The 14,692-nt window shown below is 61.6% G+C and carries 12 protein-coding genes; 2 read left to right on the top strand and 10 right to left on the bottom strand.

Going from position 1 to position 14,692, the window contains the following annotated elements; translation table 11 throughout:
* Positions 1–126: 126 nt before the first annotated feature.
* From AC5LBQ_RS03225 to AC5LBQ_RS03190, 8 genes are read right to left on the bottom strand one after another with little or no spacing between them, the layout of a single operon-like run.
* Positions 127–4,419 (bottom strand): FtsK/SpoIIIE domain-containing protein, encoded by a 4,293-nt coding sequence (locus tag AC5LBQ_RS03225; protein WP_493264615.1) that lies wholly within the window; start codon positions 4,417–4,419, stop codon positions 127–129.
* Complete coding sequence (locus AC5LBQ_RS03220) at positions 4,419–4,880, bottom strand: FHA domain-containing protein (protein WP_493264614.1); 462 nt, start codon at positions 4,878–4,880, stop codon at positions 4,419–4,421. The genes AC5LBQ_RS03225 and AC5LBQ_RS03220 overlap by 1 nt, the downstream gene beginning before the upstream one ends.
* Before the next feature lie 2 nt (positions 4,881–4,882).
* Positions 4,883–5,773, bottom strand: coding sequence for a PP2C family protein-serine/threonine phosphatase (locus AC5LBQ_RS03215; protein WP_493264613.1), 891 nt, complete (start codon positions 5,771–5,773; stop codon positions 4,883–4,885).
* Positions 5,774–5,820: 47 nt separating this feature from the next.
* On the bottom strand, positions 5,821–6,888 hold the full coding sequence (locus AC5LBQ_RS03210) for an enolase C-terminal domain-like protein (RefSeq protein WP_493264612.1): 1,068 nt from the start codon (positions 6,886–6,888) through the stop codon (positions 5,821–5,823).
* Positions 6,885–7,790 carry a hypothetical protein gene (locus AC5LBQ_RS03205; protein ID WP_493264611.1) on the bottom strand — a complete coding sequence of 302 codons (906 nt, stop codon included), beginning with the start codon at positions 7,788–7,790 and terminating at the stop codon, positions 6,885–6,887. Before AC5LBQ_RS03205 ends, AC5LBQ_RS03210 begins: the two co-directional genes overlap by 4 nt.
* 51 nt (positions 7,791–7,841) lie before the next feature.
* Positions 7,842–8,888: a 1,4-dihydroxy-2-naphthoyl-CoA synthase gene (locus AC5LBQ_RS03200; RefSeq protein WP_297346784.1), complete on the bottom strand. Its 1,047-nt coding sequence runs from the start codon at positions 8,886–8,888 to the stop codon at positions 7,842–7,844.
* 52 nt (positions 8,889–8,940) lie between these two features.
* Complete coding sequence (locus AC5LBQ_RS03195; protein WP_297346785.1) at positions 8,941–9,249, bottom strand: hypothetical protein; 309 nt, start codon at positions 9,247–9,249, stop codon at positions 8,941–8,943.
* 25 nt (positions 9,250–9,274) lie between these two features.
* The gene (locus AC5LBQ_RS03190) at positions 9,275–10,399 is read right to left on the bottom strand and encodes a DUF3048 domain-containing protein (RefSeq protein ID WP_493264610.1); all 1,125 of its coding nucleotides are present in this window, start codon (positions 10,397–10,399) and stop codon (positions 9,275–9,277) included.
* 34 nt (positions 10,400–10,433) lie between these two features.
* On the opposite strand from AC5LBQ_RS03190, the gene AC5LBQ_RS03185 reads away from it, so the two are divergent.
* Complete coding sequence (locus AC5LBQ_RS03185; RefSeq protein WP_493264609.1) at positions 10,434–11,999, top strand: AMP-binding protein; 1,566 nt, start codon at positions 10,434–10,436, stop codon at positions 11,997–11,999.
* Positions 12,000–12,025: 26 nt separating this feature from the next.
* Here the strand turns inward: AC5LBQ_RS03185 and AC5LBQ_RS03180 are convergent, their stop codons facing one another.
* Positions 12,026–12,418 carry a hypothetical protein gene (locus AC5LBQ_RS03180; protein ID WP_297591113.1) on the bottom strand — a complete coding sequence of 131 codons (393 nt, stop codon included), beginning with the start codon at positions 12,416–12,418 and terminating at the stop codon, positions 12,026–12,028.
* A gap of 162 nt (positions 12,419–12,580) precedes the next feature.
* Between AC5LBQ_RS03180 and AC5LBQ_RS03175 the strand changes: the two genes are divergently transcribed.
* A complete protein-coding gene (locus AC5LBQ_RS03175) occupies positions 12,581–13,063 on the top strand; it encodes a PLDc N-terminal domain-containing protein (RefSeq protein WP_493264608.1) in 483 nt (160 codons plus the stop codon).
* A gap of 162 nt (positions 13,064–13,225) precedes the next feature.
* Here the strand turns inward: AC5LBQ_RS03175 and AC5LBQ_RS03170 are convergent, their stop codons facing one another.
* Positions 13,226–14,635 carry an AI-2E family transporter gene (locus AC5LBQ_RS03170; RefSeq protein ID WP_493264607.1) on the bottom strand — a complete coding sequence of 470 codons (1,410 nt, stop codon included), beginning with the start codon at positions 14,633–14,635 and terminating at the stop codon, positions 13,226–13,228.
* Between the last annotated feature and the right edge of the window lie 57 nt (positions 14,636–14,692).

Here is a 14,692-nt window from a genome sequence, read left to right as displayed (position 1 = left end):
AATGTTACCTTTCAAGTACTTTCGTGCATACCGAAGGGAGGTTTATGAACAGAACTCAGTAATACAGTTTGATTCGGTTCAATACTGGTGCGACGCGGGGGTCTAGCTGTTTTGTAGCGCGGGTGTTCAACCGTTTTCTTGGGGGAGCTGGATTTTTGTGGCCTGACCGCGGTGAATCCAATAGCCGCGGGCGGGCGGGAACATGGTGCCGTCCTGGGAGACGCTGACGCCGAAGATGGCGGTGGTGTCAGCGGCGCTCAAGCCGAGAGACAATCCCGCGGCAGGGGCTTTGACCACCGCATTCAGGTCGGATTCTGTAATCCAAGACAGCCCATCACGGGAATTGGCAGCGCCCGAGGCAAAAACCAGGTGTCCGCGGTTGCGTGCCGCGCGGATGACGTCTGCCATGGCCGCGGCGGCGTCCATGTTCAGCGCGAATCCGGGCAGGTCGGCAATATAGATGGCTAAACCGGGGAATCCCGGCGGGGATTTTTGTTCCGCAACGGAAAGCAGCTGGTGATAGAAGTCGCGGAAGTCTGCGAAACCACAGGCGACCGCGTCCCAAATCTCCAGGCCAGCCAGGGTTTCCAACGCGGGCGAACTATCCTCACGGCTTTGGGCAGACAACAGCACCATCCCGGTGTCCGGGCTGGAAGTGCGCAGCGAACGAGCCAGCCAGCGCATGACCGCCAAGCTCACCGCCCGGTCGACTTCCCCGTCGCCTCGCGCGATGAGGTAAACCCCACTGGTGATGGTATTGATTTGCCGGCCTCCGGGGGCGCTCAGTCCCAGTGCCATTTCTCCCTTGGGGGCAGTGGTGAGGGCGGTGGCGAACACCGGCACTGCCAACCGGCCAATCCGGTGGGCCGGGGTTTTTGCCAGTGTCCCCAAGCGCTCCAGGATGCGTGTCTGGGCTGGCTCGGAAGGGTCGTTACCGAGAACAGCTATCTGAATAGCTCGCGGGTCATCCGCAACCAGGCCGCGGCCGGGGACGGAACCGTTTAACTCGATTCGCATTCCGAATGCGCCTCGCCACGCTGCCGGTAGGTTCTCAACGTTCTCGGCACTGATAACGAAGTGGATTCCGACGACTCTGCCTCCGGTGATGAGTTCCAGGAAACTCGCGGAACTGGCTCCCGGCAGGGATTCCAACACGGCTTCCAGACCGTCAATCGCGACGATAATTCGCTCGCCACGGTCGGTTTCGCCACCAGCTACGCTATCCGCGCCGGGGGTTGCACTGGGGATGGCGCCGGGGTTCGCGCTGCGGGTTGCTCCGGTATCCCGCCTGGGTGTCGCCGAGTTCGGGGCCTTGGCACCGTTCTGTTCGCTGGACTGCTCACCGAGCTGTTCCCCGCGCAGCACTTCACGCAGTTCGGGGAAACTGCGGGTGGCGTTGCGCAGCGCAATTTCGGTGCGCCAACGCCACCGGCTGACCAGGTACTCAATGGTGTCGGCAATCGTCTCCGGCTCGTTGGCATGGGCTACCACACCCACGTTTGCCCAGCTCGACAGCACATCGAGGGTGGTGTCGGCACTGCAGACATAGAATGCAACCGGATGACCCCCCGTGTTCAAACTATCGGCAGCGATAGCTCGCAACACTCCGGTGCGCCCGCTGCCGCTCGGTCCCGCCACGAACAGGTTGCCCTCCCGGTCAGGACTAAAGCCAAAGGGGACGACGTCTTGGCGTCCCAGGTCATCGCGCACCCCCAGGCGGAACTCCGTGTCGCTGGATTGTCCCAAGGCTGCCAGGTCATAAACCTTTTCCAGCCCGGAAGTCCAGCGCCTGATTGTGGATTTCCCGCGGCAAAACGACCCTGCCAGCACTGACAGCGGCGTTGCCGCCCGCGGCACATCAACCGTGGGCTGGTCCCCGCTCCTGCCAGCCCGGCTGGAACTGCGACCTGTGAGGGCCGGAACTCGCCATGATCCGCCCGCCGATAGCGCTGGTGGGAACGCCGCTCCGCCCAGGGCGGTGAAGCTCACGGGAGCCAACTGAGCGTCAGCGAAATCGGTAGTCATCAGGGTATTTAGGGTCTGGAAGCCGGTGGCTACCCCGCCGACCAGCAGGACTCCGCGGCCGGGATGCGCGAAAGCCGAGCGCAGGTCCATTTCAAAACTGCCGCAAACCATCTCTAGGGCTGCGTCCTCCAGGTGTAACACCACACGTGTCGGCAGGTATTTCAGGGCTTCGCGCGGGAGCTTTTCAGTATCCCCACTGCTCACCAGCAGGTGCAATCCCAGGGCGCGGTACATGTGCAACCGCTCCGCCAGCTGCGAGAGCTGCCGTGAGTTAAATGCCCCCCCAACAGCTATGACGACAATTAGATCCGCCGGAACTCCCGCAATCTTGGCTTCGCGTGCCCGCGCCAGACTGCCCGCCCCGGATTCGCTCAGCCAAATTTCGCGCCGCTCGGTTTCCGCTTCCAAGTAGCGGCGCAGCCGGGCAAACACGGCATCTCCCCGCCCTGGTTCGATACCTAAACAGTGCGGGGCTTGCCCCACTTCGCCCCATTTCGTGCCGCGGGAATCAAAAATAATCCAGCTCACGTCCTCCGGACGCTGGGTCAAGGCCAAACCCGCCAGATAGGCAGCAATGACATTGTTCCGGGCAGCCTGATTTTCTCCCGCCACGATGGCGTTCTGACCATCAGCCAAATCCAAAATCACCGGGCCGGCAGTGCCGTAGCCGATTGCTGCCGCGCAGCAGGACCTCTCCCCTGATTCACCTAAAACCGCCACGCTTTCGCCCGCCGCCAGAGGATAAACATCGGTCAGCTGGGCGACTACGGGCAAAGGCTCGGCGGTTTTACCGGGCAGCTTCAGGTTGGCCAGGAGTTCGGCGATTTTTCGCGCGCTGGGGGCGGTCAGCAGCAGGGGTTCCACGCTCAGCAGGCTCGGGCGGGCGGACTGCAGGGGAATCCCGTTCGAAGCGGTGTGGCGCGGGCCAGGCGGGTTAGCTCCGGGAATGCGGGACACACCGTCTTGCCAAGACCCGGTCGCCAGGTCCAGGACTTGCCGAGCGGCGCTGACCGCACTGCTGAGGTCGTCAACCGCGTTAACCAACCAAACGCCAGGTTCTGTAGCGAAATCTTCCCATCTTGAGGCGGCCGGGACTTCTCCGTCCACCACCAGCAACAGGCGTTGGCGTGAACCGCGCTGTCCTTTGCGGCTGGTCCAGGCTTGTGCCAGACGTTCGGCGCTGGTTTCGCTCAAGTCACTGACCGGCTCTAACTCTAAATCCTCGCGCACCGCCTCGCCGTGCGGCAGGAAGCTGACCCACGCCCATTGAGCGGGTTTCGCCCCGGCGACCACGATTTTCAGGTCGGCCGGGGAATAGCGCAGAGCGGCGCGAATCAGCAACTGATTCAGCGCGGGTCCGCGCAGGTTGCGCGGACCGGTCACCGCTAGCGGGCCGGAATCAGCGGGAACATAGGCGACTTCCAGGCCGGTGTGCCCCTCGCCGACAGCGGCGGCACCAATCGCGCTGATTCGGCGGTTGATGGCCGCGACTTGTCCCGAGGTCGTGTGGCTCGTCTCCGCGTTCGACCCCGCCATCGCTCCCCAGCCGCGAAACGGGGCTGCATCTGCGGGACTGCTCAACTTGATTTCGGGATGAGCCTGGGTGAAACCGACCGGAATCCGCATTTGCGCACTCGCGTGTCCCCACAGTCCGGGCAGCAGGGCGTTGCGCGGGTCCGCCAGGTCGGTGACGCTGGCGCGTATCGCCGCGTCACGTTGGTCCAAAGCCGTCTGAATCTGCGGAGTGAGCGCAGCCATGTCACGCTCATACCGCACCCAAGCCGCCCGGTTTTGGGTCAGAGCCCATCCCACTTCAGCGCCGCCCGCCACCACAGCCAGCCCCAGCAGGGCAAACGCCGCAGCGCTAGGAAAAATGACCGCCAACACCCCAAACAAGGCCACCGGCACCACAGGCACGGCGAGCGTAGCGGAATTCGCCAGCCACAGGCGGGGCCGGGCCGGCATTTCTACGTTGATTCCCAACGGTTCGGGGTCAGCAACCGGTTGGGGGGAATAAGTCAGCAAGGACTTCATACCCGCCGGAGCTGGCGGCAACTCGGCGTTATCCCCCGCGAGTGCTAAACCTGCCCCCGGCGGTATCGGCGCTTTCGCCAGCGGCAACGCTCGCGGTAACACGTAAGGTTTCCCAACCTGCGCCGGACCTGACCCGCCAGTCTCACCACTCGGGACTTGTGACCCCGCAGCCTCGGCAACGACCGGCAGCGACCCGGTGCCGCCCGGATCCAGCAGAGGTGCTAACGGCGTGACCGTGAGGCGAGAAGCGGAACCCCCGCCCAAAGCTGCGGCCACATCGGCAACCCGGGCGCGCGCGTCCGCGTTTAACAGCACTTCGGTGGGATTGCCCTCCACCAGGATTCGGACCGGTCTACGCATCAGGCTTCAAACCTCAACAGGTAGTTTGGCGCCAGTTCCAGCACGTCGCCGGGTTGAATGTTGTACCGCCTGTGCGGTTGCAAGTCCACTATCTGGCCCGTCGTCCGGCACAAGCGGGTGCCGTTATCTGAACCCAGGTCCTCCACGGTGACTTCCCAGCCCTGCGTACTAATACGGGCGTGAGTGCGGGAAATTTCGAGGATTTCGGGTGGAGTAGTCAGGGAAAACACTCCTTCGCGCCCGTGCGTCTCCGGGGCGCGACCCACCACCAAATCGCCCGTCAGCTCAACAGTTTGATGGTCGGTGGAACGCACCCAGCCCAGTTTCGGGAATGCCACCTGAACCGGGGCGTCCAGGACTCCACCACAAACTCGGCAGCGGGGAAAATCCGGCGGATTGTGATGACCCAGCGGACAAATCCGCACGGTAAACGTTTTGCCTCCGTTGGCGCTGTGTTTCATAGTCATCCCTCGCTATCCGGGGGAGGCGGGGGCGGCAGAAGGGAGCCCGGCGGCTCGGGTGGCTCGGACTGCGCCGATTCCGTGGCGGTGGGTGCAGATTCCGGGGCAGTCACGTCGACCACAATCGCGGTGACATTATCGTGCCCTCCCGCCTGCAGAGCCAGGTTCACCAGGGAGTTTACCGCCGCTTCGGGGGTGGGGTGTTCACCCAGAGCCCGCCCGATAGCACCGTCGTCAATCATGGAATGCAAGCCATCGGAACACACCAGGAAACGCCGGGGCGTCGACACCGGATAGGTCCAGGTATCAATCTGCGGCAACCCGGCTTGACCAGCTCCGATAGCGCGGGTGATGACGGAACGGGTCGGCCAGACGCGGGCTTCTTCTACAGTCAACATCCCCGCCTCGACCATCTCGGCGACTTGGGAGTGATCCCGAGTCAGGCGGGTCAGCAGCCCCTCTCTCAACACGTAAGTTCGCGAATCGCCCACGTTGAGCACCAGGAACTGCGCCGTTTCTGACCCGTCTGCCGCGCCCTGCCCTGGTGAATCCAGTACCACCAAACCCGTCAGCGTGGTTCCCGGCGGCGAAATCGTGTAATCAATGTTCGCTTCGACCAGCCCCATGACTTCCTCGCAGGCTGCCTCCAGGGATTCGCGCACCACCGGCAGGCTCACGTCCGTGCCGGTCAGAGGCTGAATATGGCCCAGCAGCGTGGCCGAGGCCTGCTTGCCTCCGGCGTGGCCACCCATTCCGTCCGCAACCAGAAAGAACGGCGGAGTCGCCAGGAATGAATCCTGGTTTTCAGCCCGTTTCAAGCCGATATCGGTGGCGGCAGCCCAATGCAGCGTTTCCCCGTGAGCAAACGTCCAGGTGCCGGTTTCGATTTCCATCGGTTTCGTCTTTCGCTCCTTATTTGCAGTTTCGCTGCTGCTGCTAACTAAAGTCTAGCGAACACGGCGGCTACCTGTTCAACTCTTTCGCGCCACCGTTTGCTGACCGCCGGGCTCACGGGTGCCAGATTTCCTTTCAGTTCCAAGGTTTTCGCCGGATACAGGCAACCGTTTTCGAGGCGGGGATCCGCGGTGAGGATACTGTCGGTGAACAAGCGCAGTGTCCCCAGTCCGCAGGCGGCTGTCGTTTCCAGCTGGGTCGCGAGGGCCAGTCCGGCACTCAAGCCCACCCCGGTATCTAAAGCTGAGGACACCACCAGGAGGGGCGCGCTGGTGCCGCCCGGAGCAGCCGTCCGTAGCCCGTCCGCCACCAGGGCCGCGGCACGCGCCGGACCGCCCAGGGGCATCGCTTTGATGACGGCAGCGGCCAGCCCGCTGGCGATCACTTCGGTGAGTTGCCCGCCCAGGCGGATAGTTTCGTCAGCCGCCACCGGAATTCCCGTTGCGCGCTGCAGCTCGACCAGTTCATTGAGGGTCTGACAGGGCTGTTCGGCATACTGCAACCCGGCCGGTCCGGCCGCCTCACACAAGCGCGGCAGTGCGGATTTTGCCTCGGCGAGGCGCCACGCCGCGTTAGCGTCCACCCGAATCTGGCCCGCCGTCCCGAGGGCCGAACGCACCGCGCGAATCCGGGCGATATCGTCCTCCAGGCTGCTGCGCGGGTCGGCGACCTTCACTTTTGCCGTGCCACACCCCGACTCGCGAACCAGCCGCGCCGCGGTGTCCGGGTCTACGACCGGCACCGTGACGTTGAGGGGAACGGGGGAAGGCGAGGCCGGTAACCCCTGTGCGGCCACCGCAAACGCCCCGGAAAACCAGGTGGCGGCGACTTGTGGAGGATAGTTATCAAACGGCGCCGCCTCAGCCAGGCCGGCACAGCCTTGTAAAATCAGCCCTTCCCGCACCGTAATATTGCGAAACTTGACGCGCATCGGCAGGGAGTACACCCACGCCCGTTTGATTCCCTGCTCTGTAAACAGCTGGGCGCCGTCCGCGCCGGGTTCAAAGGGGGACAGGCGGGCGGAACTGCCGGAATCTTCAACGCGGCTGGTCACGACGCCACCACGGGACCGGCTGTCCTTCCGGAGTCCGGCAGGGTCAGCGAGGCGGCGACTTTCGCCCCCACGTCGGCAAGCGGCCCGAAATCCGAACCAGCGACCTGAAAAGCCAACACCCACAAAGTATCCCCGATAGCCGCCGCCCAACGCTGCTGCACTCCCCGACCGTCCGATAGGCACGAATCAGCCCAGATAGCGGGGTTTTCAGCCAGCTGGGAAGTCCCTACTTCCCGCGGCTTCCAACCGGCGGGTACCGCTAGGCGGCGCAGCCAATTCACGCTGTGCTCCGGGCTGGTCAGGGGCGCGGACATCAACAGAATCCGCGAATGCGGGGTAAAGTCGTGGGGCGTATCCAACGCAAAACGGCTTTCTAGTTTTAGCCCGGAGACGCGCGCGGGGGCACTCGGCTCCAGGTTCAACACCCAAGTTTCGGGGTAAGCCAGCGAAACCCCATCAATCATTTGGGTGTCGAAATAGTCAAACCCGCGCCGGTTCACCTCCCGTTCCCGGCGCTTTTGCGCGGAACGGGTGCGTTCCAGCGCCCCCAAAGCCCCGTAGAGGCGCTCCTCTTTCATCCACCGTGGCTGCAGGAAGCTCGGCACCGGCGCGGGAACCAACGCCCAAAACGCCACCCCCAGGCCAATCAAAGCCAGCAAGGCCGCCAGTGGAATCCCCCACACTCGCCAAAAGGACAGGCCGGTGCCGTAAGTCACGCAGGCCTCGAAAATCGTCACGCCCAGGCACAGAATGGTCAGGCCGGGAATCATGATGGTCACCACCCGGTTACCGAGCTCAGTTTTCCCGAAACCGTCGCGCAGGAATTTCGCGTAGGGCGTCACCCAGGTCACGACTATCAGCGCGATTCCCACCAGCGTGGCAACCAGGAACGTGAAATCCACTCTGACCTTCTTTCGGGTTTACATATCGGGTTTGGGCCGTTACCGAGCTCTCTAGTAATAATACGGAAACTCGTCCCAGTTCGGGGCGCGCTTCTCGAGGAAAGAGTCGCGGCCCTCACGCGCCTCCGCGGTTCCGTACGCCAGCCGGGTCGCTTCCCCAGCAAACATTTGCATTCCGACCAGGCCGTCATCCACCGCGTTGAAAGCATATTTCAACATCCGAATCGCCTGCGGGGATTTCCCGGCGATGGTCAGCGCCCACTCCCAACCCACGCGTTCCAGGTCCTGGTGCGCCACCGCGCGGTTCACCACTCCCCAAGCCTCGGCCTGGGCGGCAGAATAGGTCTCGGCCAGGAAGAAAATCTCACGGGCGCGCTTGTCCCCGGCTTGCCGCGCCAGCAGCCCCGAACCGTATCCGGCGTCGAACGAACCGACATTCGCATCGACCTGTTTGAACTGGGCGTGTTCCCGGCTGGCCAGCGCTAGGTCGCAAACCATCACCAGCGAGTGTCCCCCGCCGGCCGCCCATCCGTTAACCAGCGCAATGACCGGTTTCGGGGTGGAGCGAATGAGGCGCTGCACTTCCAGGATATGCAGCCGCCCGTAGCGTCCGGCCACGTCTCTCGGGTCGGGGAGGTCCGCAGTTTCTGGGGTTTCCGGGTGTTTCAGGTCAGCAGTCCGGTCGGCCCCGTTTCGGGTTTCACAAGGGGGTTCGGGTGGGTTTGCCGCGCTATCTTGGGCTTGCGGCGCGTCGTCGCGCGGAACGGTCACGTGATACTGGTAACCGTCAGCGCCACGAACCCGCTGATCCCCGCCACTGCAAAACGCGTAGCCGCCGTCACGCGCCGGTCCGTTGCCGGTCAGCAAAATCGTGGCCACGCTGGCAGTCATGCGGGCGTGATCCAGGCAGCGATACAGCTGGTCAACGGTTTGGGGACGAAAGGCGTTGCGCACTTCGGGTCGATTGAACGCAATGCGCACCACCGGCGCCGGGCTGCCGTCCGCCAGCACTCCCCGGTGATAGGTCACATCGCTGAGCCCCTCCAGACCGACTTCCCGCCACCGTTTTGCCTCAAAAACATCTGACAATTCGTCCATGACCCAAATCTTAGTCGCTGCGACTGAAGCAAAACCAGAAACAGGCGCACAGTCACCCTTCACCAATTGGTTGTGAGCCGCGACAATCAACCAAGCGATCAGAATTCCATATTTTCCTTAATAGCTCAGCGCAAGGTGCTGTAAAATTGTTACGTCCAGTTCGCACATACTTATGCGCATTTTCACAGAAAATTTGGTAAAAATGGATATTCCACTGTTTTTTCAAAACCCTGCGTTCGTATATTTCATGGCTTTCTCGCCCTATGTATTGGGATTGATAGCGGTCGTGATGCTGGTGGTAATAGTGATTGAACTGCACAAACTCATCAAACTGATACAAGCCCAGATAGACAATCAACAAACAGTTTCGCCTTCAGACCAATCAGTTACTGAAAACTGAAGTTAGTGTTGGGCAGCAGCTCAATCCATGTGGTGCCCGGGTTGAGCAGGACGGGCGCGCCGGCAGAATCCGTCAACAGTAGCGGCGAGCCTTCGGAGTCTTTGGACCAGGTCACTTGGGCGATTGAGCCTCCGCTCGCCACGTAGGCGGTTCCGCTGCCGGTTAAGACCGTTTCCGGGACAGAAGCCCCGGCCGCGTCCTTTGCTCCGGTGTCGGTGATGGTGGTCAGCACCACCACGACGTTGTCGGTTTGTAGCGGTGCCCCCGAACGGGCGCTGGCCGCCACGCCTCCGTCAGAGCGCTGCCAGCGAGAACCGGTCCAGGCGTAGCCCGCGACCAGGGACGGGAAGCGGGCCGCCAAGGAGTTCGCCGGAACTCCTGACGAGACCGCGGTGGGACGCTCCCCCTGGTCAGGGTTAGCAAAATCGAAAATTGGGGGCGCGTCAGGCTCAATAGTGCGGTCTTTGCCGACCTTCTCGTAAAGTTTAGGAATGGATAGATAGAGGTTGTGGGGCATAGCGCGGAACTTCACCCGATACAGCGCCCCCAACGCCTGATCCTCGTTGAATCCGCGCAGCCCAGCGGCTTGCACCCGGGATTCATAGACCGGCACGCCACCGGAATAGACCAGCATCCCGCCAAACGGAGCCGCGATGCCCGGATCCATCGGACGTACGGACCGCACCGGGCCGATTTCCTCGGGGGTATGCGCATGGAACACCGCGTTATACCTGGTCAAACCACCTTCAACCTGTTCTTCAAACACGATGTCGGCTTCTTCCAACCCGGATTGCGGACGAGCCGCCACGGTGTTCTCCACTTTCACCGCCACCGCGGGGTGCGGGGTCAGGTCCTCACGAGGCAGGCCGGTCAGGGGCCAAGAGGCGGGTTCCTCGGGCTGGGTGGTGCGGGGAGGGGTCTTTTCCGGCTCGGGCGTCGAATTTGCACAGGCTGAAAGCCCCAGCATTCCCAGCATTGTCCAGAAAGCCACCAAAACCGTTAGAATCTTATTGAAACCGGCTGTATGACGGGTTCCGGGCGCGTTGCTGCGTCCGGCGCAAACGACTTTGTTTGCCACATTTTCTGCGGTGTTATCCCAGGTTACAGCCATAATTGAACTTTAGCGTTAAGGCAGGGTGAAGTTGGTGAGTGACACAGCGAAGCGGGGAGTTCCCGTCCGGTTCTGTTTCCTGACGGGTGGCACGAAACCCCAGGACGTGGTCAGTCTAGCCGAATTTTTGGATAGCACGATTGAGCCTCTTCTGACCACCGAGGAAGAACTCGCCCGCAGCGGTCGACAAATCGCGGACGACTACGACTGGGAGGCGGCGTTAGCGGAAGTCCGCGCCGAGGAGGACTCGCCAACCCCGAACTTGCCCGCGGAATCGGACTCACCTGCACAACCTGCTGAGACGGCCACCGACGCTACCGACACCGAAATACCCGTGGGCGGAGTTTTTGCGGGCGAGCCCGAGGACGTGCCCCCCAGCAATTTCGTCCGCGAAATCCTGGTTCCCATCGCCCCCGGAGTCGATCCGGAACAGGCCCGCCAAACCCTGCGGTCGCGCTTGAACGGACCGCTGCCAGCCAAAACCGACTTGATTATGCAGACCTCCGGCTCCCAGACCGGCAACGGGCACTTGGTGGCGATTTCCGCCAGCGCCCTAGTGTCCTCCGCCCGGTCGACCCTGGCTGCCCTGGGCGGGCCGGGCCGCTGGATTTTGGCACTGCCGACTCATCACGTGGCCGGGCTACAGGTGTTGACCCGTTCGCTCATTTCCGGAACGAAACCCATCATCGTGGATACTACCAACGGGTTTAAGCCCGCCAGCCTGGTGCGCGCGGTGGAACGCGCCACCAAGGATTCAACCCTGCCGGTATATCTGTCGTTAGTGCCGACCCAGGTGTCAAAGATTCTAGACGAGGGCGGGGACGCGGTCGCGGCCTTGGCGAAAGTGGACACCATCTTGGTTGGGGGTGCCGCATTTACCACGTTCCTGGCTGACCGGGCCAAAGCCGTGGGTTGGCATGTGGTGGAAACCTATGGGATGACGGAAACCTGCGGGGGCTGCGTCTATGACGGGATTCCCCTGCTGGGCACCCAAGTTTCTACCGTGGGCGATACCGTGTGGATTACCGGCACGTCCTTAATGGAAGGCTACGTTGAGAAACCGCCGGCCGGAGTCGATCCCGCGGAGGCTTCGCCGTGGATTCAAATGGGGCCGCGCCGCTGGTTCAAGACTTCCGACACCGGCCGGATGGAAGGCCCGCGCCTGATTATCCAGGGCCGCACCGATGATGTCATCAACACCGGCGGGGTGAAAGTCCATGCTTCCGCGGTAGAACAGGCCTCGTTGAGTGTGACGGGCGTCGGTCAAGTGTGTGTGGTCGGGCTGCCTGATGCCCGCTGGGGCGAGCTGGTCACCGCGGTGGTGGTGCCCGGAGACGACCTCGATGTGGATTTGCTGGCTCCGATGTTGGGGTCCCCGGCTTCCTTAGGGGTTCGCGGGAAAGACGGAACTTCTGAGCCGGATTCTCTGGCGGCGCGGATTCGCACCGCCGTCACCGCTGAGCTCGGTGCTGCCCACGCTCCCCGCGTGGTCGTGGTCGTGCAGCATCTGCCCACGTTAGGGCCGGGCAAGGTGGCTCGTCACGAGGTTACCGAGCTGGCGAAACGGGAACTTTGCGCCGGTCGCGCCTGGGTGCGCTAAACGAGCCCCGACAGAACCGGACGAGTTTAGGACTGCGCCCGGACGCGCTGGAGGCGGTTCCGAACCAGCCCCGCTATAAGGTTGGGGATAAACGCGAAACCGACATAGATGCCGGTGAACAGGACAAATTCGTCCCAGTGGACGCTGAGGTCGGCAGCCGCGTCCATCGCCAGAAAGAAGTGCGGAATAAACAGTACTACCGGAGCGATGAGCCACCACAGCGACCAGCCGTTGACAATCCCGTCCGCAACCCCGCATCCCAGTCCCAAAAGCGGTAACGCCAGGTAGAAAATCATCAGAATCCACCCAAAACCGCAATCGCCTACCGACTTAAAAATCGGTTGGGTTACGTAAGGCAAAGCCAGGAACAGCACGGCATAAGCCGCCAAGAGAATCCAGCGTGATTTGGGGTTAGACATCTGCCACCACTCCTTAGCGAATGAAAACCATTTGATAACCATGATACCGGTCGTCCCCCCCCCCGCATTATTTATACGATTTTCTCCGTTGGCTATCTTCCCCGGCATGTCCAGAAATCTACAAAACAAGAAAGACCACGGGTTATACGTTAAGATGAAGCCGTGGCCAGAGTTTTGTTGTTTATCTTGTGGTTGGCGCTGACCCTGTATGCGCTGATTGATTGCATTCGCACCCCGAAAGATAACATGCCCGGCAAGGTGCCAAAGATTTTGTGGATTTTGCTGATTTTGCTGATTAGCCCCATCGGGGCGATTGCGTGGATAATCGTGTCCCGAGTCGCCGCCGCCGAAGCCAAAGGCGGGGTTATCGAACCGAATATCTGGTCCAGTGAGGAATCCGTACCCATCAGTTTCGGACGGAAACCCGCCCCGAAACAGCCCAGCGCTCCTGATGACGACCCGGAGTTCCTCGAGGAAGTCAGTCGGAAACTGCGCGAAAAACAGCGTGAAGAATACGAACGCAAGAAGCGCGAGAAAGAGGACGAAATACTCCAACCCCGCCTGGACGAAAATTCCGATTCAGAGAAGCCCACAGACACACAAAATCCCCCGGACCCCACGGACTCTCCCGACACGAAATCCTAACCACCCGAGCATGTGCCCCCGCCTGGCGCAACCTCGCTCCCCCGGTTTTGCCCGCGATAGCCAGGCCGCCGACAACTCCCACCGACCCGAGATAGAGCCCATCGGCCTGGTGAACCAGGAAAACCCTGACCTACCGCCGGGCGAAATCAGCAGGCCGGATTACTATTCCTCGGTTTTCTCAGAGGGTTCGGCTTTCTTGGATTTCTCTTTTTCAGCCTTTTGTGCAGCCTGCACCAGGGCTTCCTGGTTCAGTTTGTCCAAGGTCGCTTGCGCCCGGGCACGTTCTTTCTCAGCCGCGTCCTGGATCTGTTCCTCGCGCAACCGCGTATCGAAACTCCGGGGTTCTCCGGTGGCATCGTCTAACCCGTCCCCGTCACGGTCGCGTTTTTTCCGGTCTACCACCAGGGAGGTGGGCTCATCGGAGGGCCGGAAGAACACATCAATCCAGGCCGTGCGCGGGTCGGAGTCCACAAAGATAGCTTTAAAGAACAGTGTGAGCGGCACCGCCAGAATCGCGCCGAGCGGCCCCATTACCGTGGACCACACCATCAAAGACAGGAACGAAACGGTGGCGTTCAAACCGACCGCGTTCCCGGCGATGCGAGGCTGCAAAATGTTCAAGAACAGCAGCGACGCGACCATGTAACCGATGAATACCCCGACAGCGGGCCACACCCCGCCTAGCGCCAAGGCCAGCAAAATCGGGGGAATCATGGACAGAATGAATCCCACCGCGGGAATGTAGTTCGCCACAAAAGCGAGTATGCCCCAGGTCCAGGGGGTCGGCACGCCAAACGCATAGAGAATTCCTACATCCACCAGCGCCACGACGGCACCAAAGATGGTGGTCATCAGGAAGTAGGTCCGTACCCGCAGGGAGAAGTTGCGCAGGGCGATGGCAAAACCTGGCGCGTAGGAAGCCAGCTCGGCTGCGCGGCGGCGCACCACAACGATGTCCCCGACCACAAAAATCGACACCATGATGATAAAGAACAGAGTGGTTCCCGCGCCGCTAATCTGGTTAGCAAAACCGGACAGGTAGGAAAAAATCCGGTTGATATCCACGTTCTTCCAGGAATCCAACACAGCGGAAGTGTCGAAGCCGCGTTGATCCAACTGACTGATGGCTTGTTCATAGAGGGCCTGGAACTTTGAGCCGTAGCGAGGCAATTCGGTGACCATAGCGGTGATGGCAATCGCAATCAACCCCAGCATGACAAACAGGATGGCGAACAGCAGCACGATGTTGACCAAAGCAGCCAAACCGACCGGCCAGTGGTGACGAATCAGCCACTCCGAAACCGGTCGCACCGCTAACGCCAGCGAAAATGCCAGGAAAGTTGGCATGAACACCCCAGCAATCTGGGCCAGAAGGAAAATTATCAGCGCGCTGGCCGCCAGGGCGAAAGCGAAGCGCATCCCGGCAGGCCAGGCAGACAAACCGGAGGCTTTCTGTTCCGGCTCCTTGACCTCTGCCGTGTTCCCCACCTCAACGGCGCTGCTCGACTCGTCACCGGTGCTACCAGACTTTACCGCCTGAACCATATCTTTGGCCTTATCCAACATTCCCATAGTCATAACCCTATCAACCGGGTGTTGAAAAACTGAAGTTCCCGGCCCGCCAACCGC

The sequence above is a fragment of the Mobiluncus sp. genome (genome assembly GCF_985070215.1).
Note: the sequence above shows the minus strand (reverse complement) of the source record. Positions and strands in the feature narration are given on the sequence as shown.

Excerpts from the sequence above, each read along its gene's own strand:
- AC5LBQ_RS03225 (WP_493264615.1), bottom strand. The coding sequence starts at position 4,419 with ATGCGTAGACCGGTCCGAATCCTGGTGGAGGGCAATCCCACCGAAGTG.
- AC5LBQ_RS03190 (WP_493264610.1), bottom strand. The coding sequence starts at position 10,399 with ATGGCTGTAACCTGGGATAACACCGCAGAAAATGTGGCAAACAAAGTC.
- AC5LBQ_RS03215 (WP_493264613.1), bottom strand. The coding sequence starts at position 5,773 with ATGGAAATCGAAACCGGCACCTGGACGTTTGCTCACGGGGAAACGCTG.
- AC5LBQ_RS03170 (WP_493264607.1), bottom strand. The coding sequence starts at position 14,635 with ATGGGAATGTTGGATAAGGCCAAAGATATGGTTCAGGCGGTAAAGTCT.
- AC5LBQ_RS03220 (WP_493264614.1), bottom strand. The coding sequence starts at position 4,880 with ATGAAACACAGCGCCAACGGAGGCAAAACGTTTACCGTGCGGATTTGT.
- AC5LBQ_RS03200 (WP_297346784.1), bottom strand. The coding sequence starts at position 8,888 with ATGGACGAATTGTCAGATGTTTTTGAGGCAAAACGGTGGCGGGAAGTC.
- AC5LBQ_RS03180 (WP_297591113.1), bottom strand. The coding sequence starts at position 12,418 with ATGTCTAACCCCAAATCACGCTGGATTCTCTTGGCGGCTTATGCCGTG.